This is a genomic window from Microbacterium sp. NPDC090014 (genome assembly GCF_044748285.1).
Classification (GTDB): domain Bacteria; phylum Actinomycetota; class Actinomycetes; order Actinomycetales; family Microbacteriaceae; genus Microbacterium.
In genome coordinates, this window is sequence record NZ_JBIVFS010000001.1 from 1,374,954 (window position 1) to 1,394,608 (window position 19,655).

A 19,655-nucleotide genomic window follows, 5' to 3' on the forward strand; every position below is an offset into this window, starting at 1 on the left:
GACGCCCACGGAATCCGTCGGTATAAGAAAAGGATTGACGCGATATACGCGGTACCCGTATGTTCTGAGCATGTCAGCTACGACGCCGATCCATCTCGAACGCCCCGACGGCAAGGGCCTGGCCGCCGGCACCCTCGGTCTGTGGGGCTCGACCGTCATCGGCCTGGCCTCGACGGCCCCCGTCTACTCACTCGTCGCGACGCTCGGCTATGTGGTGCTGGCCGTCGGAGCTCAGGCACCGATCGCGTTCATCATCGCGTTCGTGCCGATGCTGCTGATCGCCTTCGCCTACCGTGAGCTGAACAACGCTGTCCCCGACTGCGGCACCACGTTCACGTGGGGGACGAAGGCGTTCGGTCCCTGGGTCGGCTGGATGGGCGGCTGGGGTGTCGCAGTCGCCGGCATGGTGGTGCTCGCCAACCTCGCCCAGATCGCATCGGTCTACTTCTGGTCCCTGATCGGGTTCGATCTCGAGAACAACGACTGGCGGATCGTCCTCGTCGCTGTGCTGTTCATCGCCGCGATGACCTGGGTCAGCTGGCGCGGCGTCGAGATCGGTGAGCGCATCCAGAACGTTCTGCTGGGCATCCAGTACCTCGCCCTGGCGATCTTCGTCGTCGCCGCTCTCTGGCAGTTCTTCGCGGGTACCGCCCCGAACCCGACGCCGTTCGAGATGGAATGGCTGAACCCGTTCGCGTTCACCAGCTGGCCCGGATTCACCGAGTCGATCCTGCTCGCTCTCTTCATCTACTGGGGCTGGGACACGTGCCTCGCGCTCAACGAGGAGACCAAGGATCCCAAGAAGATCCCCGGCCGCGCGGCGCTGCTGACGACCGTCATCCTCCTCGTCACCTACGTCGGCGTCACGATCGCCGCGATGATGTACGCCGGTCTCGGGTCGGAGGGCACCGGGCTCGGCAACGAGGCCAACGCCGACGACTTCTTCCTGGCGATCAAGGACGGCCTGCTCGGCCCGTTCGGCTGGGTGCTCGTGGTCGCCGTCGTGCTCTCGGCCATCTCGTCGACGCAGACCACGATCCTCCCCACCGCCCGCGGCACCCTCGCGATGGGCGTGTACCGCGCTCTGCCGGCGAAGTTCAAGGACGTGCACCCGACCTACAAGACTCCGTCCTTCTCGACCATCGTCATGGGGGTCGTGGCCATCGCGTACTACATCGGCATGACCCTGATCAGCGACGACATCCTCCAGGACTCGATCCTGTCGCTCGGTCTGGCGATCGCGTTCTACTACGCCATCACCGGGTTCGCCTGCGCCTGGTACTTCCGCAAGGACCTCACCCGCTCGGCGCGTGACTTCCTCTTCAAGGGGCTGTTCCCGGTGCTGGGCGCGGCCATGCTCACCTGGGCCTTCGTGCAGTCGGCGATCGACATGTGGGACGTGGACTACGGCTACACGGTGCTCTTCGGCATCGGCGGCACCTTCGTGATCGGCATCGGAGCGCTCGCGTTCGGCCTCGTGCTCATGTTCGTCTGGTACCTGTTCCCGCGGTCGAAGAGGTTCTTCCGCGGCGAGAGCCTCAACCGCGACACCCAGGTGATGGTGCCCGACGAGCCGGGCCTGATCCGCTCGATCGACGGCGGCATCTGAGCTGCGGCATCCTGTCCGAGCCGGATCGCGCGCGGGTACGCCCTAGGCTTTATCCGTGCGCATCCGGCTCGACATCGCCTACGACGGCACCCACTTCCGCGGGTGGGCCAAGCAGCCCACCCTGCGCACAGTGCAGGGGACTCTCGAGGCCGCGCTTGCTCGCATCGTCGGCTCCGAGGTGCAGTTCGTCGTCGCAGGACGGACTGATGCCGGGGTCCACGCCCTGGGTCAGGTCGCGCACGTCGACCTCGACGAGGAGCAGTGGGCCCGCATCGAGTCGCGTCAGGGTCGTGCGCCGCAGGACCCTGCGGCGTCGATCGCGCGACGGATGAGGGGAGTGCTCGGCGCCTACCCCGATGCGACCGTCACGCGCTCGTCCATCGCTCCCGATGGATTCGACGCCCGATTCTCTGCGGTCTGGCGGCGTTACCGCTACCGTCTCGCCGACTCGACGGCGGGGTACGACCCTCTTCGACGCCACGACACGACCGCGCACCGCGGCGTTCTCGACGACCAGGCGATGGATGCCGCGGCGCGGACGCTCATCGGACTCCACGATTTCGCGGCCTACTGCAAACCTCGCGAGGAGGCCACGACGATCCGGACGCTCCTCGACTACCGCTGGTCGAGGGACGCCGAGGGTGTGCTGGTCGCCGAGGTGAAGGCCGACGCGTTCTGCCACAGCATGGTGCGGGCCCTCGTGGGCGCGTGTGTCGCCGTGGGGGAAGGGCGTCTCGACATCGACGATCTGGTCGTGCTGCGCGACGCTCTCACCCGCACCAGCGAGTTCAAGGTCCTGGCGGCGCGGGGACTCACGCTCACCGAGGTCGGCTATCCCGCCGACGATCTGCTGTCGACCAGGGCGGAGCAGACGCGCGCCCGTCGTGACGGCACGAGCGCATGAGTCGGCTGGCTGCGATGTTCGTCGAAGTCACCTCCCCGGGCTGGGCGTTCTGGCGAGCGCTGGTCGACACCTGCATCGGGCTGATCGTCGGCACGCTCTACACGTTCGTCGGCATCATCGTGGTCGGCATCGTGGGGGAGGAGGCGCTGTCGTCCCTGTACTGGCAGATCGACCTCGACCCTCTGTTCCGAGCGAGCATGGGCGTCTTCCTGCTCGCGGCTGCGCTGCTGGCAGCCCTCGTCCCCGTCGTCGTGGTCGCCGAACGCTTCGCGGCACTGCGCGCCGTCGAAGCCGCTGCGCTCGAGAACCCGGATGCCGTGCCGCAGCACTCCTTGCGCCAGACGCTGCAGGCGTCGCCGGCGGCACTCCTGCAGAAGACCGGCACGGTGGTGTTCTGGTGCGTGGTGGGACTCGGCGCCCTCTTCGCGCTGGGGGTGCTCTTCACGGAAGATCTCCGTGAGGATGCGGTGAGCTGGGTCGCGCTCCTCGTCATCGCCGTGCTGGCCGCCGGCGCCGCGGCGGTGCGACGACTCGGGCGACGAGCCGTCGAGCGCGATGGGCCGCGGATGAGCACGCAGTGGAGCCGGTGGAAGCGGCTGGTGCCGCTCGCGGAAAGGCGCGACGCCGACCGCAGGGACGCGGCGATGCGCACCGTCGTGCCCCGCTGGCTCGCGGTGCCGAGCGCGCGGACCGTCGGCCGGATCGCGAAGATCCTGCTGACGGCGACGCTCCTCTCGCTCGCGGCCTTCATGCTGTCGGTGTTCATGCGACAGCAGTGCCGCACCTGCGACCCGGTCTACTGGGACGAGCCCATCGAGAACGGCATCGATGTGCTGAGCCTGACCAGCGGCGCAGCGATCGCGATGTGCGCCGCCCTCGGCATCGTCGCCTGGCTCGGGGGAGTCGTCCTGCAGTTCTCGCGCGAGCGCGCGCTGGTGCGGTGGGTCTCGGACGGCGTGCCGCGTCGCGTCGACACGAGCCTGGTCGAGTCCCTGCTCTCGGGCAATCGGTCGATGGTCCGGCTGCAGATCGGTCTGTCCGTGGTCGGGGCGGGTGCTCTCATCGTGGGCACCGGCGCGATCTGGGCGGACTGGACGGCGATGGACGCACGGTGGCCCCTCGTCGCCGCCGTCGTGCTGATCGCCTCGGGCTTCGTCATCGGCTGGGAGGATTCGCGCCGACGTCGCAGAGAGCGCCAGCTCGCGCGGGATGCACTGTTCCCCGGCGACGTCGGACGCCGCGGCGACGCGACGACGCGAGGGCGGGCGATTGCCACCGGAATCCAAGACTGACGCACTACCGTGAAGTGCGATGAAGGTCATCTCGTACAACTTGCAGAAGCACCGCGCCGCAGGAGAGCTCGCGGCGCTGGCCTCGACGCACGATCCTGACATCCTGTGCCTGCAGGAGTGCGATGTCGCGGACCTGCCGGAGACCATCGGAGACCTCACCCTCGCAGATGCGACACAGGGCAACCGGCTGGGACTCGCGATGTTCTATCGCGCGAGCGAGTTCCACCTGCAGGGCATCCGCACGATCGAGCTGAAGAAGTCGCTGCACGACCGCATCGCCAAGCCCGCGCACGAGCGGGTCCTGGGCGCACGGCTGCGGGACATCGACGCGGGGCGCGAGTTCATCGCCGCGTCGTTCCATGCGGCGCCGCTCACGGCCCTGAACTCCCTGCGGCGGCATCAGATCCGGGCGGCGCTCACCGAGCTGGCGACGCTCGGCGAGGGACTGCCGCAGCTGATGGTCGGCGACTACAACTACCCCGTGTTCAAGGAGAACCTCGGTCAGACGATCCGCGAACACGGATACGCGCTGACACTGAGCGACGATCACACCTACACCCGGTACCGCGTGTTCCGCGGCCACTACGACTTCGCCACCTCTGTCGGCTTCGAGATCCAGCGGGTCACCACGCTCCCGCAGGGGATGAGCGACCACCGTCCGATCCTGGTGACCACCCGCTTCGACTGACCGCCGACCGGCCCGGTTTGGGAGAACGCTCGGAATGACGTAAGCTGTCACTTTGGTACTCGACTGCCGAGTGCCACGAACGTGAGCCCTCCACTGGCGTGTTCCTCCCTGTAGGGAAGAACCACCCCGGAGTGGGATTCACGAACTTCTCCGTTCGAACAAGAAAGCAGCACTATCGTGACGCGCACTTACACTCCTAAGGCCGGCGAGGTCCAGCGTGACTGGGTCGTCATCGACGCCACTGACGTCGTTCTCGGCCGTCTGGCCTCGCACGCCGCTACGCTCCTGCGTGGCAAGCACAAGCCCACCTTCGCCAACCACATCGACTCGGGTGACTTCGTCATCATCGTGAACGCCGACAAGGTCGCGCTCACCGGTCAGAAGCTCCAGAAGAAGCTGGCTTACCGCCACTCGGGTTACCCGGGCGGCCTGAAGTCGGTCACCTACGCCGAGCTCATGGAGAAGAACCCGGTCCGTGCTGTCGAGAAGGCCATCCGTGGCATGCTCCCCAAGAACAGCATCGGCCGTCAGCAGCTGTCGAAGCTCAAGGTCTACGTCGGTGGAGAGCACCCGCACGCCGCTCAGCAGCCGAAGACGTACACCCTCGACCAGGTCGCCCAGTAAGCGCCGTAAAGACTTAAGGACATACTCGTGGCTGACATCCAGGACACCACCGAAAACCCCCAGAACTTCTCGACGTCGACTCCCGAGACCGACGCAGTCGAGGCGGCTCCCCGCCCCGTGCTGAGCGTCCCGGGTGCCGCTGTCGGCCGTCGCAAGCAGGCCATCGCCCGCGTGCGTCTCGTCCCCGGCTCGGGAACGATCACGGTCAACGGCCGCACGCTCGAGGACTACTTCCCGAACAAGCTGCACCAGCAGCTGATCAACGACCCGTTCACCATCCTCAACCTCGCCGGCGGCTACGACGTCATCGCGCGCATCTCGGGCGGTGGCCCCTCGGGCCAGGCCGGTGCACTGCGTCTCGGCATCGCTCGTTCGCTCAACGGCATCGACGAGGAGAACAACCGTCCGACCCTGAAGAAGGCCGGCTTCCTGTCGCGCGACGCTCGCGTCAAGGAGCGCAAGAAGGCTGGACTCAAGAAGGCCCGCAAGGCGCCTCAGTACTCGAAGCGTTAAGGTCCACCGCTCCGATGCCGATCTTTGGCACGGACGGCGTGCGAGGGCTTGCCAATGGCATCCTCACCGCCGACCTCGCGCTCACCCTGGCCCAGGCGACTGCTGTCGTCCTGGGCCAGGGCCGTACTGCGGAGGCTCGTAAAGCCGAAGGCAAGCGACTCACTGCAGTCGTGGCCCGCGACCCCCGCGTCTCCGGTCACTTCCTGACCGCTGCCGTCTCCGCAGGACTCGCATCCTCCGGCGTCGACGTGCTCGAGGCCGGAGTGATCCCGACGCCGGCTCTCGCGTTCCTCGTCGCCGACCGCGACGCCGACTTCGGTGTGATGATCTCGGCCTCGCACAACGCGGCACCCGACAACGGGATCAAGATTTTCGCCCGCGGCGGCGTGAAACTGCCCGATGTCGTCGAGCAGCGGATCGAAGAGGCCATGGCCGGCGAGAAGCTGCGTCCGACCGGTGCCGGCGTGGGCAGGATCATCCGATTCTCCGACGCCGAAGACCGCTACGTCGTCCACCTGCTCGGCTCGCTGCCGAACCGGCTCAACGGCATCAAGGTCGTGCTCGACTGCGCCCACGGCGCCGCATCCGGCGTCTCGCCGGAGACCTTCCGCGATGCCGGGGCCGATGTCACCGTGATCGGTGCCGATCCCGACGGCTGGAACATCAACGACGGCGTCGGTTCGACGCACCTCGACCAGCTCGCCGAGGCTGTCGTCCGTCTCGGTGCCGACATCGGGATCGCACATGACGGCGATGCCGATCGATGCCTGGCTGTCGACGCTCAGGGCAACGTCATCGACGGCGATCAGATCATGGCGATCCTCGCGGTCGCGATGAAGGAACGCGGTCACCTCACCGACGACACCCTCGTAGCCACCGTGATGAGCAATCTCGGTCTGCACATCGCGATGCGCGAGCAGGGGATCACGGTTCGACAGACCGCGGTGGGCGACCGCTACGTCCTCGAGGACATGAACCGGGGCGGCTACGCCCTGGGCGGAGAGCAGTCCGGACACGTCATCATGAGCGAGTTCGCGACCACCGGTGACGGTCTGCTCACAGGGCTCCACCTCGTCGCCGAGATGGCGCGCCAGAACAAGACGATCGCCGAGCTCGCGAGCGTGATGACCGTCTACCCGCAGGTGCTGATCAACGTCCGCGACGTCGACAAGGACGCGCTCGAGTCCGATGCCGTCGTGCAGCAGGCCGTTCGCGAGGTCGCAGCCGAACTCGGCGAGACGGGCCGGGTGCTCCTGCGCAAGTCGGGCACCGAGGCGCTCGTCCGAGTCATGGTCGAGGCGCCGGATGCGGAATCCGCGCAGTCGTACGCGGACCGCCTCGTCGATGTGGTGCGGGAGCGCCTCTCCCTCTGAACCGTCGAGCGCGCCGTGCGGCACCGACCCCTGGTCAGTCGCGCGGCGCGCTCCAGTTCAACTGCTCGATGTATCTCAGCAGCACGCCCTCGCGCAGAGCCCACGGCGACACTTCGAGCTCATCGACGTCGAGCGCCGTCATGGCCGTGTGCAGCGATACCGCGGCGGCGACGATCTGGAACGTGCGATCCGCCGTGATCCCGGGCAGCTCCTGCCGCGCGGATGCGGGCAGGCGAGCGAGTCGAGGGATCCACGATCCCAGCGCTGCTCGCGGCAGCACCATGCGCTGGATCCCCGACCAGCCGGGAACCGGATAGCCGGCCAGTCGAGCCAGAGATCGGATCGCCTTCGAGGAGCCGACGACGTGATCGGGCCGCGGGAGCGCGGTGAATCGGGGAAGCACCTCGGCAAGGGTGGCGCTCGCGTGCTCGCGAAGCCGCTCGACGTCGTCTTCGCCCGGCGGGTCCTGCGGAAGGAACTGCACGGTCATCCGACCGGCTCCGAGTGGGACGGATGCCGCGGCGTCGGGAAGCTCGTCGCCGCCCGCCGCGACCTCGAGCGATCCGCCGCCGATGTCGAGGAGAAGGAGCTGGCCTGCCGACCAGCCGAACCAGCGCCGAACGGCGAGGAAGGTGAGTTCGGCCTCGGTCTCTCCATCGAGCACCTGCAGAGGCTGGCCGAGGGCGGCTTCGATGCGGGCGATCACGTCGGCGCCGTTCCGGGCGTCGCGCACCGCACTCGTCGCGGTGGCGAGCAGCTCATCGACCCGCTCGGCTTCCGCGACCGCGCGCGCCTGGGCCACGGCCGCTTCGAGTGCGCGCACCCCCTCTTCCGAGATCGATCCGTCATCCGTGAGGTAGCGCATCAGGCGCAGGACGGTGCGGTCGCTGGTGGTCGCCAGCGGCCTGCCGCCGGGGCGGACGTCGGCGGCGAGCATGTGGACGGTGTTGGAACCGATGTCGAGTACTCCCAGGCGCACGGATAGAGACTACTCGTGCGCCGTTACGATGTATCCGTGACCACCGCCGACCCCACGCTGCCGCTGTCTCCGTATCGCGAGATCGGGCGCGATGAATGGGCGCGATTGGCGGCGGGACTCGACCAGCCGCTCACCGAGACCGAGGTCGTCGAACTCCGGGGCATCGGCGACCGGCTCGACCTCGCCGAGGTGCGCGAGGTCTATCTGCCGCTCAGTCGACTGCTGAGCCTCTACGCGACGGCCACCAAGCGTCTGGGCGCCGCGACCAGCTCGTTCCTTCAGGAGGACGATTCCACGACCCCGTTCGTGGTCGGAGTCGCCGGCTCCGTCGCCGTCGGAAAGTCGACGATCGCCCGTCTGCTGCGCGAGCTGATGAGCCGCTGGCCGGGCACCCCTCGCGTCGAGCTCGTGACGACGGACGGGTTCCTGTATTCGAATGCCGAGCTCGAGCGCAGGGGGCTGATGGAGCGCAAGGGTTTTCCGGAGTCCTACGACCGGAGGGCGCTGCTCGAGTTCCTCACCGAGGTGAAGAGCGGTGCGGCAGAGGTGCGGGCGCCGTTCTACTCGCACATGCGCTACGACATCGTCCCCGACGCCCATGTGGTCGTCCGTCGCCCCGACGTCGTGATCGTCGAGGGCCTGAACGTCCTCCAGCCGCCGCCCGCCCCCAATGACGTGGCCGTCAGCGACCTCTTCGACTTCTCGATCTTCGTCGACGCCGACACCTCGCACATCGAGAAGTGGTACGTCGATCGGTTCCTCGCACTGCGCCAGGGCGCGTTCTCGAATCCTTCGTCCTACTTCAACGTCTTCGCCCACCTGACCGATGACGAGGCGATCACGACGGCTCTCGGCTATTGGAACGAGATCAACATGCCGAACCTGGTCGAGAACGTTATGCCGACCAAGCATCGCGCGCGTCTCGTGCTCAACAAGGGCGTCGACCACAGCGTCGAGAGCGTGCTCCTGCGGAAGCTCTGACCGGTCGGCTATTTCGTTCGGAACCTTCGCAAAAAGCCCGCCTTACTCTTGACGACATGTGTGGAATCGTCGGATACGTGGGCCCGCGGCCCAGCCAGGACATCCTGCTCGCAGGCCTCGCCCGTCTCGAGTACCGCGGGTATGACTCCGCGGGTGTCGCCGTCATCGACGGCGACGGTTCCCTCGGGATGCGCAAGAAGGCGGGAAAGCTCGCCATGCTGCGCGATTCGCTGAAGGATGCCGAGCTGTCGGACGGCAACACGGGCATCGGGCACACCCGCTGGGCCACCCACGGTGGGCCCACCGACGAGAATGCGCACCCGCATCTCGCCGATGACGACAAGCTCGCCGTGATCCACAACGGCATCATCGAGAACTTCGCCTCGCTCCGCGACGAGCTGCTCGCCGATGGCGTCAGCTTCCGCAGCGAGACCGACACCGAGGTCGCTGCCGCGCTGCTCGGCCGCGAGTACCGCAACAACGGCGGAGACCTGCAGGGCGCGTTCCGCGCCGTCGTCAACCGCCTCGAGGGCGCTTTCACCCTGCTCGCGATGCATCAGGACCACCCGGGCCTGGTCGTGGGTGCTCGCCGCAACTCGCCCCTGGTGATCGGCCTCGGCGAGGGTGAGAACTTCCTCGGCTCCGACGTCGCCGCGTTCATCGAGCACACCCGCAAGGCACTGGCCATCGGCCAGGACCAGATCGTCTCGATCACCCCGGACGCCGTCACCGTCACCGACTTCGCCGGCACGCCTGTCGAGGCCGAGCCGTTCGACGTCTCGTGGGACGCCGCCGCCGCCGAGAAGGGCGGCTGGTCGAGCTTCATGGCCAAGGAGGTCGCCGAGCAGCCCGAGGCGGTCGCCAACACGATCCGTGGCCGCATCCAGGGCGACCAGGTCGTGATCCCCGAGCTCGACGGGCTCGACGACCTGTTCCTCGGCATCAACCGCATCATCATCACCGCCTGCGGTACGGCCGCGTACTCGGCGCTCGTCGGCAAGTACGCGATCGAGCAGTGGGCGCGGGTCCCCGTCGACGTCGAGCTCGCGCACGAGTTCCGTTACCGCGACCCGGTGATCGGCGACGACACCCTCGTGATCTCGATCAGCCAGTCCGGCGAGACGATGGACACGTTGATGGCCGTCAAGTACGCGAGGGAGCGCGGCGCGCGCACCCTCTCCATCTGCAACACGCAGGGTGCGACGATCCCTCGCGAGTCCGATGCGGTGGTCTACACCCACGCCGGCCCTGAGGTCGCAGTGGCGTCGACGAAAGCCTTCTCCGCGCAGATCACCGCTCTGCTGCTGCTCGGCCTGCACGTGGGGCGCGTGCGCGGCTCCGTCCAGGACGCGTCGGTCGACGTCGCCGAGCTCACCGCCCTTCCCGAGAAGATCGCCAAGGTCCTCGAGAGCGAGCAGGAGCATGTCACCCAGCTCGCGAGCTGGATGGCCGACACTCGTTCGGTGCTGTTCCTCGGTCGTCACGTGGGCTTCCCGATCGCACTCGAAGGCGCGCTGAAGCTCAAGGAGATCTCGTACATCCACGCGGAGGGGTTCGCCGCCGGCGAGCTGAAGCACGGCCCGATCGCGCTGATCGAGCCCGGACAGCCCGTCTTCGTGCTGGTGCCGTCGCCTCGACACTCGGCTGTGGTCCACTCCAAGGTCGTCTCGAACATCCAGGAGATCCGCGCTCGCGGAGCTCGGGTGATCGTGGTGGCGGAAGAGGGCGATGCGGCCGTGCTGCCGTTCGCCGACGAGGTCATCCGCATCCCGCTCGCCGGCGCGATGTTCGAGCCGCTGCTCGCTGTCGTCCCGCTGCAGATCTTCGCGATGGCGCTCGCCACGGCCAAGGGGCTCGACGTCGACCAGCCGCGCAACCTCGCCAAGTCCGTCACCGTCGAGTAAGCGTCGTCGGCCTCCAGTGGCCGCTCATCGAGACACGTCACCCATCCGGGGCACGGGCGCGGTGCAGAGGCTGGCCGACCGATTCGGGATGCCGCGACTAGGCTGAACTGGTGATCATCGGGACCGGCATCGACCTCGTGGACATCCCGCGGTTCGAGCGGACGATGGAGCGCACGCCGCGGCTTCGGGAGCGGCTGTTCGCGCCGGGGGAGCGGGGTCTCCGGCTGCCGTCGCTCGCCGCGCGCTATGCCGCGAAGGAAGCCCTGATCAAGACGCTCGGCGGCTCTGACGGCGTGCACTGGATCGAGATCGAGATCGCCTCCGAGGCATCCGGCCGCCCGCATTTCGTGCTCTCCGGTTCCACCGCCGACGTCGTCGCAGAGCGCGGGATCACCCGATTGCACCTGACCCTCACCCATGACGCGGGGCTCGCCGCAGCGTTCGTGGTCGCCGAAGGAGAGCCGCTGTGACCGTTCCGTTCCGCGAGGCCCGCATCGAGCTGGATGCCATCAGTGACAACGTCCGCCATTTCCGCAGACTCACCGGCGTGCAGGTCATCGCCGTCGTGAAGGCGAACGCCTACGGCCACGGGGCTGCCGCGGCCGCCGTCGCCGCCCTCGCCGGGGGTGCCACTCGTCTGGGGGTCGCCGAGATCCCCGAGGCGCTCGAACTCCGTCGTCAGGGCATCACCGCTCCGATCGTCGCCTGGCTGCACGCGCCGGGCGAGCGTTTCGACCAGGCTGCGGCGCACGACATCGAGGTGGGAATCTCGTCGTTCGATCAGCTCGAAGCGGCGGGAGCGGTCGCCTCGGTCGACCGCCCGGTCGGCGTGCACCTCAAGTTCGAGACCGGGCTGTCGCGCAACGGCATCGCCCCGGCGGACTGGCGTCGTGTGCTCGCTGAAGCCGCGCGCCTCGAACGCATCGGGCGGTTGCGCATCGTCGGGCTCTTCAGCCACCTCTCGAACACGTCGCCCCAGGACGACCGGGCGGCACTCGCGAAGTTCGAGGAGGCGGTCACGGCGGCGGCGTCGTTCGGCATCCATCCCGAGATCCGGCACATCGCGGCGACGGCGGCCGCGATCGACCTTCCGGAGATGCGTCTGGACGCCGTGCGCATCGGCATCGGCATCTACGGCCTCTCGCCGTTCGACGACCGCTCTTCTGCGGAGCTGGGGCTTCGCCCGGCCATGACGCTGCGGGGGGCGATCGCCGCCGTCCGCCGCGTGCCGGCCGGCGCCGGGGTGTCGTACGGATACGACCACCGCACCTCCCGTGACACGACCCTGGTGCTCGTCCCGCTGGGATACGCCGACGGCGTGCCGCGCCACGCATCCGGGCGCCTGCCCGTATCGATCGCCGGGCGCCGATACACGAACGTCGGCCGCATCGCCATGGACCAGTTCGTCGTGGACGTCGGGGACGCCCCGGTGTCGATCGGCGACGAGGTCGTGCTGTTCGGCGACCCGACGCTCGGCGTGCCCTCGGCATCGGAGTGGGCGAACGCCGCATCGACCATCGACTACGAGATCGTGACGCGCATCGGCGCCCGTGTGCCCCGGCGGTCGGCATGAGCGTCGACCCGTCCTTCCTGGGGCGCCGCGAGATCGAGACCTCGGACGCGATGGAGCAGCTCGGCTTCCGCATCGGCGAGCAGCTCGAAGCGGGCGACCTGCTGATCCTCACCGGCCCGCTCGGCGCAGGCAAGACGACGTTCACCCGCGGACTCGCGGAGGGTCTGGGCGTACGCGGCCCCGTGCAGAGCCCCACCTTCGTGATCGCCCGCACGCACCCCTCGCTCGTCGGACGCGCGCCGCTCGTGCACGTCGACGCCTACCGGCTCGGCTCAGGGGCAGAGCTCGACGATCTCGACCTCGACCTCGCACGATCGGTCGTGGTGATCGAGTGGGGACGCGGGATGGCCGAGGACCTGGCCGAGACCTGGTGGGACATCGAGCTGGAGCGTCCCGTCGGCGGTGACGACGAGCTCGACCCCTCGGAGCTCGACGCCGACGCACCGCGGCACGTGTCGATCACGCGTGGCGGACGCTCAGCGATCACCGGCTGAACGACGACTACCCTGGAGAGGTGATCCTCGCCGTCGACACCTCCCTGGGCACCGCCGTCGCCCTCATCGACGATGACGGCACTCGTCTGTCAGATGCCTCGGCCGCCGATCCGCTCCGTCACGCGGAGGTCATCGGCGAGCTTCTCGTGCGGGCCCTCGACGCGCCCGGATCAGGCCCGATCGATCATGTGGTGGCCGGTATGGGCCCGGGGCCGTTCACCGGACTCCGCATCGGCATCGCGACGGCACGCACGTTCGCGCTGGGGCGTGGCATCCCCGTCGTCCCCGTGCCGAGCCACTTCGCCGCAGCGCTCACGGCCGTCGAGCATCACGCCGTGACCGGGCCGTTCGCCATCGTGACGGACGCCCGCCGCCGAGAGGTCGCCATCACCGTCTTCGACGGAACGGATGCCGACGGCATCCCGCACGTCATCACCGACACCGTGCTGGTCGCACGCGTCGACGCCGACGAGCACCTCCAGGGGATCCGCCGTATCGATGTGGAGACGCTGTCGGGCGTCGATCTGGCTCGCGTGGGCGCGAGGGCGTTGGCTGCCGGGCGCACACTCGCGGGCACCGAGCCGATCTATCTGCGTCAGCCCGACGTCACCGTGCCGGGAGCGCCCAAGAAGGTGGGGTCATGACGCTGCGCGACGCGACGCCCGACGATCTCGACGCCATCATGGCGATAGAGCACCGCTCGTTCCCCACCGACGCGTGGAGCTCGGAGGCGATGGCCCTGGAGCTCGCGAGCCCGCACGGACGCTATCTGGTCGACGAGCAGGACGGCGCGATCATCGGCTACGGCGGAGTCCGTGCACTGCAGGGGTCGAGTGACGCCGACATCCAGACCATCGCGTTCGACGTCGAGCACCGCGGTCGCGGCCGCGGCCGGGCGCTTCTGCGGTCCCTTCTCGATGCCGCGGTGGAACGCGGAGCCAGAGAGGTCTTCCTCGAGGTGCGGGCAGACAACCCCGGTGCCGAGGGGCTGTACCGCTCGGAGGGGTTCGAGGAGATCGGACGTCGCCCCCGCTACTACCAGCCCGACGACGTCGACGCGATCGTGATGCGCCTCGCCCTGCAGCATCCGCGCTCCGAGCATCGAGATGAGACGGCGTCGGATGCCGCGAAGGAGGCGACCTCATGACCGAGCCGCTGGTGCTGGGCATCGAGACGAGCTGCGACGAGACCGGCATCGGGATCGTCCGCGGACGCAGGCTGCTCTCGAACACGATCGCGTCGAGCATGGACGAGCACGCCCGCTACGGCGGAGTGGTTCCCGAGGTCGCCGCCCGTGCCCATCTCGAGGCCCTGCAACCCTCGATCGACGCCGCCCTGGCCGAGGCCGGGGTGCGGCTCGGCGACCTCGACGCCGTGGCCGTCACGAGCGGACCCGGCCTCGCGGGAGCGCTCATGGTCGGCGTCGGCGCCGCCAAGGGTCTGGCGGTGTCGCTCGACAAGCCGCTGTACGCGGTCAATCACCTGGTCGGACACATCGCCGCCGACATCCTGACTCCCGACTCCGAGCCGCTGGAGTACCCGACGATCGCGCTGCTGGTATCGGGCGGGCACACCTCGCTGCTGCACGTGCGCGATCTCACGACCGACGTCGAGATGCTGGGCGAGACCATGGACGATGCCGCGGGGGAGGCATTCGACAAGGTCGCCCGACTGCTGTCGCTGCCGTACCCCGGCGGACCCGAGATCGATCGAGCGGCACTCGACGGAGATCCGAACGCGATCCGCTTCCCTCGAGGGCTTTCGCGCGCCTCCGACCTCGCGAAGCACCGTTACGACTTCTCCTTCTCCGGGCTCAAGACCGCTGTCGCGCGCTGGGTCGAGCGCTGCGAGGCAGACGGCGTTCCCGTGCCCGTCGCCGACGTCGCCGCGAGCTTCCGTGAGGCGGTCGTCGATGTGCTCGTGACGAAGGCGCTCGCCGCGTGCGCAGACCTCGGCGTGCCCCGCCTGCTGCTCGGTGGAGGAGTGATCGCCAACCGACGACTCCGCGAGGTCGCCCTCGCGAGGGCGGAGAAGGCCGGCGTGACGGTGCGCATCCCGCCGTTGTCGCTGTGCACCGACAACGGCGCGATGATCGCGGCGCTCGCCGCGGAGCTCATCGCGTCCGGCCGTCGCCCGTCGACGCTGGCGTTCGGAGCCGACTCGACGCTTCCCGTCACCGAGATCCAGGTCGACGAGCGCGTCGCGGTGATGTGATGAGCGACGTGCCTCGCACTCCGGATAGGGCGGGTGCAGAACCGGGGACCGCCTCGAGTGCCGCGGTGCCGCCGACCAGGATCGAGCGTCCGAGCGGCGAGGTCGAGCATCCGGCGGGGTCGGCGCGCATACCTGGGTCGCGCCGCGAGGGATACACGAAGCTCCCCACCGGCCCGGTCGGAGTCGAGCCGGTGGTCGTCACGGGGCCAGTCGCCGAGGACATCGGTCGGGAGAGCGACTGGGAGCCGGCGACGGGCACGTCCGCCGTGGACGACACCCGCCTCGCTCCCTGGGCGCTGATGGCGGCGGTCGTCGCCTTGGCCGCGTCGTTCTTCGTCGGTTGGGGCATCCCGATCGCCATCGTCGCCGTGATCGCGTCGATCATGTCGCTGCGCCGACCGGTCGAGAGCCGCGCCATCGCTCGTTGGGCGCTCGTTCTCGGTCTGTGTGCGACCGTCTACAGCCTCGGCTGGCTCGTCTGGGCCGGGATGCAGTTCGAGAGACTCGGATAGCCGATGCTCGACGCGGACCGATCCGTCGAGCTGCGCGCGCTCCAGGCGCGGGCGTACGGCCGTGCGGGGGCGTTGAGCGCGGCGGATGCAGCGCGGCTGCGCGAGCTGGAATCCGCGAAGACGCGTCTGGCGGGGCCGCCGGCGACGAGAAGTCCGGAGACGCGTGCGCCGGACCCTGCGCAGGCTCCGCGGGGCGTTGCCGAGGAGGAGGGGAGCGCGTCACCTGCCGACCCGGTCGTGGACGTCGAGCGCCAGGGCGAGTCCCCGCTCATCGCGCTGCGACACCATCGGCGTCTCGCGGTCGCGGTCGCCACGGCCTTCGCGGTCATCGGCCTCGCGCTGGGCTGGCTTCTCTTCACCGACCGGGGTCCCGCGCCGATGCAGCTCAGCGCCCAGCAGGAGGAGTGGCAGAGCGCGATCGTCGCATCGGGGGGCTTCGACCCGGGGTCGGTGCGGGCCATGGCGGAGGAAGAAGGCGTCGTGATCTGGTTCGCGACGAAGAACGAGCGCGCTGACGTGTGCCTGGTGCTCGGACACGAGGACGCGACGGCTCCCGCGTGCACGACGCGGGAGCAGGCCGTGGTCCAGGGCGTGAATGCCACTCTCACGAAACCCGTGAGCCAGAGTCAGACTTATGACGTCGAGGCGCAGATGTTCCTCACGCCGGCCGGCGAGCCGGCGGTCGTCACCCGCAGCTACATCACCTCGCCGCAGTCCACGGCGATGTTCGCCAGCCCCGACGAGGCGGAGGCGGCGACCGCCCTCGCCGAGCGGACGGGACTGGACCGGCGGACGATCCTGGTCGCCGGCTACGACGATGACGTGCCGATCTGGACGGGGATCGACATGTCCACGCAGAGGTACTGTCTCGTCTACGACGGGTCGATGCCCGACCCTCCGATGGCCTGCGATGACAGCATCATGCTCGCCGACGCGGACAGGACGCTCGTGCTCGACGTCGTGGGTGAGGGGAAGACGACCCGCTACGAGTACCGGTTCGGCTACGGTCAGCAGTACCTGACCGTGACGAAGGGCTGGGAGGGCGACGATGCTGCAGGAGAGTGACTCTGCTGAGCTGCGCGCACTGCAGGTCAAAGCGTACGGCCGCGACGGCGGCCTGACCGAGGCCGAGGCGGCGAGGCTGAGAGAGCTCGAATCGCTGCGCGGCGAGCCTGGCAGGCCTGACCGGGTCGACCCTGGCCCGCGCGACCGGGTCGACGCGCCGGTCGGGCAGGGACCGGCCCACGAGCCGCCGACGTCGGAGAAGCCGTTCCGTGACGGTCAGGCACCCGTCGCCGACGCTTCCCCCAGCGCGCCCGTCGAACACGCGGACGACGGAAGTCAGTCCACCGAGACCGGAGGCCTCCGCGCGGCATTCCGTCAGCACTGGAAGGCGATCGCCGCGGCATCCGCACTTCTGCTCGTGATCGGTCTCGGCACCGGCTGGGCGCTCTTCGGGCGTTCCGGCGATGCCGTCGCGTTGACTTCCGCGCAGCAGGAGCGGCGTGCGGAATTGCAGGCCGAGGGCGGGTTCGACCCGGGCAGTCTGCGCGCGATCGGACAGGACGAGGACGCCCTCGTCTGGTACGCGACGAAGGACGACGGCGAGACGGTGTGCCTGACGCTCGACGCCGCCGACAAGTCGGCGGATCAGTGCCAGCCCGCGGCCGATCTCGACAACGGGAACGGCATCGGCCTGAACGCGAGCGTCGCGGTGCCGGGGGAGGGGGACGAGGGGCTCGAGGAGATCTGGGCGTCGGCCGCGCGAGCGATGAACGGGGAGGTCGTCGGCATCATCCAGCGATGGCGTTCGGACGAGAACTCCTGGTTGTCGCAGTTCCAGGGCGACGAGCGGGAACGCGCCGAGCAGCTGGTCGAGGAGGGTTTCGAAGAGTTCTCCTTCTCGGTCGTCGGGTACTTCCGCGATGCCCCGGTCTGGCGCGCACAGCGCGTCGAGAGCGACGACATCCAGGACTGCCTCGTCGTCGATGCCGTCCAGGCCGTCGAATGCCGCCCGGCGAGCGAGGGACAATCGTCGGCGGACGTCATCGAGGTCGCCGGAACCATCGTGGACGAGGCCGGAGGGATGATCTCCGACTGGAGCGTGCGTCTCGCGTACACGTCGAACGGCATGCCCTACCTCGTGGTGTCCGGAGACAGCACGACGGCGACGGCAGAGCAGACGGTGAGGCCCGGTGAGACGCTCGAGCTCGGCGGCGAATACCAGGATCCGATCCAGGTCGACATCCCGTCCGACGACTCCGAGGGCTAGGCGCCGGGTAGACGTCAGCCGGCTGTCGGCACCCGATGGGCGAGGATCGCTCGTCGCTGATCACCCACGCGAGTGAGGATCAGCGTCGCGGTCTGCTCGCCCCGCAGCGCCAGCTTCTTGCGGAAGGCCGCGGGGTCGATGTCCATGCCGCGCTTCTTGATCTCGAGGGAGCCGATGTCGTTCGCCTTGAGGACGGCGCTGATCGCCTTCGGGTTCGCCGGCATCGTCTCGCGCACCCGGAACGACTGCACGAACGGACTGGTGACCGCGGCGTCGGAGGTGAGGTACGCGATGCGCTCGTCGAGCATTCCCGCGTCGAGGCTGCGCGCGACATCGCCGATCAGACGCGCCCGGATCACCGCCCCGTCCGGCTCGTGCAGGAACGCGCCGAGTTCCCGCACGGGCTCGTCGACGGCGTCGGCGCCTGCGGTGAGTTCATGTGAGCGCTCGCCGCGGATCACGAGGGCGGAACGGCGGATGCCGTCGCGGGCGAGTGCGCGCGTCCAGAGCACGAGCTCGACCACGCTGCCGTCTGCGCTCACCCACTGCGCCTCGGCGTCGACGGGAATCGAATCGCGGTCGTGACCGGGACCGAGCTTGATGCCCGTCGATGTGCGCGAGGCCACATCGAAGGCCCAGTCCAGCGGCGGAGAGTAGTCATCGGACGAGACCCGGCGCGTCTCGCTGTGCCCGGCGGTGCGGCGGGCCGGATCCATCCAGATCGCCTGGTTCTCGTGGCCCTCGACGGGCACGTGCGCCTCGGCCGTGCCGTGGATCACCCTCGCGCTGTCTCCGAGAGGCGCCAGGTTGTACGCCGCGATCGCCGAGGTCACCTCGTCGGCGTCGACGGCGACGACGTCGAGCCCTGCACCGGCGAAGGCAAGAGAATCCCCGCCGATGCCGCAGCCGAGATCCGCGACGCGAGTGATGCCGGCGCGGCGCATCCGCTGGGCATGCCGGGCGGCCACGCCCAGCCGTGTCGCCTGCTCGAGTCCGGCCCGGGTGAACAGCATCCGGGCCGCGAAGTCGCCGAACTTGCCTTTCGCCTTGGTGCGAAGTCGTGCCTGTCCGACCACGGCCGAGACGAGCTCGGGCGAGTGGCCGGCCGCACGCAGCCGGGATACGATCCGAGCGACGTCGGCGACCTCGTCGACGGGGCCGAGTTCGTCCAGCGTCTTCAGGCCCTCGGGGGTGAGCAGTGCGCGCAGCTCGGAGATCTCCACTGCCCCAGCTTAGGCGGCGGGCTGTTCGCCGCATTGGCACTCGCATTGCGTGAGTGCCAGCGGAACGCCTAGACTGGATTAGCACTCTCGGGTTGAGAGTGCGAAAAGTCTTCCTGTCAGCGTCAAGAAAGAAGAGGTAGACCGTGTCGGTTTCCATCAAGCCGCTCGAGGACCGCATCGTCATCAAGCAGGTCGAGGCCGAGCAGACCACCGCGAGTGGCCTGGTCATCCCCGACACCGCCAAGGAGAAGCCCCAGGAGGGCGAGGTCGTGGCCGTGGGCCCCGGCCGCATCGATGACAACGGCAACCGCGTTCCGCTCGACGTCGCCGTGGGCGACCGTGTGCTCTACAGCAAGTACGGCGGCACCGAGGTGAAGTTCGGCGCAGACGAGTACCTCGTCCTGTCGGCTCGCGACGTGCTCGCAGTCGTCGTCCGCTGAGACAACGTCTTCGGAAGGCCCGGATGCATCACGCATCCGGGCCTTCCTGCGTGTTCGGCC

21 protein-coding genes are annotated in these 19,655 nt (G+C 68.8%); 19 read left to right on the forward strand and 2 right to left on the reverse strand.

The window, feature by feature from the left end:
* The first annotated feature begins 70 nt into the window (after nt 1–70).
* The 7 genes from ACIPV5_RS06525 to glmM all read left to right on the forward strand — a co-directional run bounded on the left by ACIPV5_RS06525 (nt 71) and on the right by glmM (nt 7,003).
* On the forward strand, nt 71–1,609 hold the full coding sequence (locus tag ACIPV5_RS06525; protein ID WP_053098936.1) for an APC family permease: 1,539 nt from the start codon (nt 71–73) through the stop codon (nt 1,607–1,609).
* A 55-nt stretch (nt 1,610–1,664) separates the two neighbouring features.
* Nucleotides 1,665–2,513 carry a tRNA pseudouridine(38-40) synthase TruA gene (gene truA / locus ACIPV5_RS06530; protein ID WP_053098937.1) on the forward strand — a complete coding sequence of 283 codons (849 nt, stop codon included), beginning with the start codon at nt 1,665–1,667 and terminating at the stop codon, nt 2,511–2,513.
* A complete protein-coding gene (locus tag ACIPV5_RS06535) occupies nt 2,510–3,805 on the forward strand; it encodes a hypothetical protein (protein WP_400340414.1) in 1,296 nt (431 codons plus the stop codon). Before truA ends, ACIPV5_RS06535 begins: the two co-directional genes overlap by 4 nt.
* Nucleotides 3,806–3,824: 19 nt before the next feature.
* Nucleotides 3,825–4,493 carry an endonuclease/exonuclease/phosphatase family protein gene (locus tag ACIPV5_RS06540; protein ID WP_053098939.1) on the forward strand — a complete coding sequence of 223 codons (669 nt, stop codon included), beginning with the start codon at nt 3,825–3,827 and terminating at the stop codon, nt 4,491–4,493.
* A 177-nt stretch (nt 4,494–4,670) separates the two neighbouring features.
* Complete coding sequence (gene rplM, locus ACIPV5_RS06545) at nt 4,671–5,117, forward strand: 50S ribosomal protein L13 (protein WP_045253410.1); 447 nt, start codon at nt 4,671–4,673, stop codon at nt 5,115–5,117.
* Between the two features lie 27 nt (nt 5,118–5,144).
* Nucleotides 5,145–5,630 carry a 30S ribosomal protein S9 gene (gene rpsI / locus ACIPV5_RS06550; RefSeq protein ID WP_042539158.1) on the forward strand — a complete coding sequence of 162 codons (486 nt, stop codon included), beginning with the start codon at nt 5,145–5,147 and terminating at the stop codon, nt 5,628–5,630.
* A gap of 14 nt (nt 5,631–5,644) precedes the next feature.
* A complete protein-coding gene (gene glmM / locus ACIPV5_RS06555; RefSeq protein ID WP_053098940.1) occupies nt 5,645–7,003 on the forward strand; it encodes a phosphoglucosamine mutase in 1,359 nt (452 codons plus the stop codon).
* Between the two features lie 34 nt (nt 7,004–7,037).
* Here glmM and ACIPV5_RS06560 read toward each other — a convergent pair whose 3' ends face one another.
* Complete coding sequence (locus ACIPV5_RS06560; RefSeq protein ID WP_053098941.1) at nt 7,038–7,982, reverse strand: Ppx/GppA phosphatase family protein; 945 nt, start codon at nt 7,980–7,982, stop codon at nt 7,038–7,040.
* A 36-nt stretch (nt 7,983–8,018) separates the two neighbouring features.
* Between ACIPV5_RS06560 and coaA the strand changes: the two genes are divergently transcribed.
* The 11 genes from coaA (at nt 8,019) to ACIPV5_RS06615 (ending at nt 17,932) form a co-directional block, all read left to right on the forward strand.
* Nucleotides 8,019–8,963: a type I pantothenate kinase gene (coaA, locus tag ACIPV5_RS06565; RefSeq protein ID WP_053098942.1), complete on the forward strand. Its 945-nt coding sequence runs from the start codon at nt 8,019–8,021 to the stop codon at nt 8,961–8,963.
* Between the two features lie 56 nt (nt 8,964–9,019).
* Entirely contained in the window at nt 9,020–10,867 is a 1,848-nt protein-coding gene (gene glmS / locus ACIPV5_RS06570; RefSeq protein ID WP_053098943.1) for a glutamine--fructose-6-phosphate transaminase (isomerizing), read from the forward strand.
* Between the two features lie 110 nt (nt 10,868–10,977).
* On the forward strand, nt 10,978–11,337 hold the full coding sequence (locus ACIPV5_RS06575; RefSeq protein WP_053098944.1) for a holo-ACP synthase: 360 nt from the start codon (nt 10,978–10,980) through the stop codon (nt 11,335–11,337).
* On the forward strand, nt 11,334–12,440 hold the full coding sequence (gene alr / locus ACIPV5_RS06580) for an alanine racemase (protein ID WP_295104133.1): 1,107 nt from the start codon (nt 11,334–11,336) through the stop codon (nt 12,438–12,440). The genes ACIPV5_RS06575 and alr overlap by 4 nt, the downstream gene beginning before the upstream one ends.
* A complete protein-coding gene (gene tsaE / locus ACIPV5_RS06585) occupies nt 12,437–12,934 on the forward strand; it encodes a tRNA (adenosine(37)-N6)-threonylcarbamoyltransferase complex ATPase subunit type 1 TsaE (RefSeq protein ID WP_053098946.1) in 498 nt (165 codons plus the stop codon). The genes alr and tsaE overlap by 4 nt, the downstream gene beginning before the upstream one ends.
* Before the next feature lie 20 nt (nt 12,935–12,954).
* Nucleotides 12,955–13,578 carry a tRNA (adenosine(37)-N6)-threonylcarbamoyltransferase complex dimerization subunit type 1 TsaB gene (gene tsaB / locus ACIPV5_RS06590; RefSeq protein WP_295104128.1) on the forward strand — a complete coding sequence of 208 codons (624 nt, stop codon included), beginning with the start codon at nt 12,955–12,957 and terminating at the stop codon, nt 13,576–13,578.
* Entirely contained in the window at nt 13,575–14,081 is a 507-nt protein-coding gene (gene rimI / locus ACIPV5_RS06595; protein ID WP_053098948.1) for a ribosomal protein S18-alanine N-acetyltransferase, read from the forward strand. The genes tsaB and rimI overlap by 4 nt, the downstream gene beginning before the upstream one ends.
* Nucleotides 14,078–15,148 (forward strand): tRNA (adenosine(37)-N6)-threonylcarbamoyltransferase complex transferase subunit TsaD, encoded by a 1,071-nt coding sequence (gene tsaD / locus ACIPV5_RS06600; RefSeq protein WP_053098949.1) that lies wholly within the window; start codon nt 14,078–14,080, stop codon nt 15,146–15,148. Before rimI ends, tsaD begins: the two co-directional genes overlap by 4 nt.
* The gene (locus ACIPV5_RS06605; RefSeq protein ID WP_400340420.1) at nt 15,148–15,660 is read left to right on the forward strand and encodes a hypothetical protein; all 513 of its coding nucleotides are present in this window, start codon (nt 15,148–15,150) and stop codon (nt 15,658–15,660) included. Before tsaD ends, ACIPV5_RS06605 begins: the two co-directional genes overlap by 1 nt.
* Nucleotides 15,661–15,663: 3 nt before the next feature.
* On the forward strand, nt 15,664–16,725 hold the full coding sequence (locus ACIPV5_RS06610; RefSeq protein WP_400340422.1) for a hypothetical protein: 1,062 nt from the start codon (nt 15,664–15,666) through the stop codon (nt 16,723–16,725).
* Nucleotides 16,709–17,932: a hypothetical protein gene (locus ACIPV5_RS06615; RefSeq protein ID WP_400340424.1), complete on the forward strand. Its 1,224-nt coding sequence runs from the start codon at nt 16,709–16,711 to the stop codon at nt 17,930–17,932. The genes ACIPV5_RS06610 and ACIPV5_RS06615 overlap by 17 nt, the downstream gene beginning before the upstream one ends.
* Before the next feature lie 14 nt (nt 17,933–17,946).
* Here ACIPV5_RS06615 and ACIPV5_RS06620 read toward each other — a convergent pair whose 3' ends face one another.
* The gene (locus tag ACIPV5_RS06620) at nt 17,947–19,155 is read right to left on the reverse strand and encodes an SAM-dependent methyltransferase (RefSeq protein ID WP_400340426.1); all 1,209 of its coding nucleotides are present in this window, start codon (nt 19,153–19,155) and stop codon (nt 17,947–17,949) included.
* 143 nt (nt 19,156–19,298) lie between these two features.
* Between ACIPV5_RS06620 and groES the strand changes: the two genes are divergently transcribed.
* Nucleotides 19,299–19,595, forward strand: coding sequence for a co-chaperone GroES (gene groES, locus ACIPV5_RS06625; protein WP_039394204.1), 297 nt, complete (start codon nt 19,299–19,301; stop codon nt 19,593–19,595).
* The last annotated feature ends 60 nt before the right edge of the window (nt 19,596–19,655 follow it).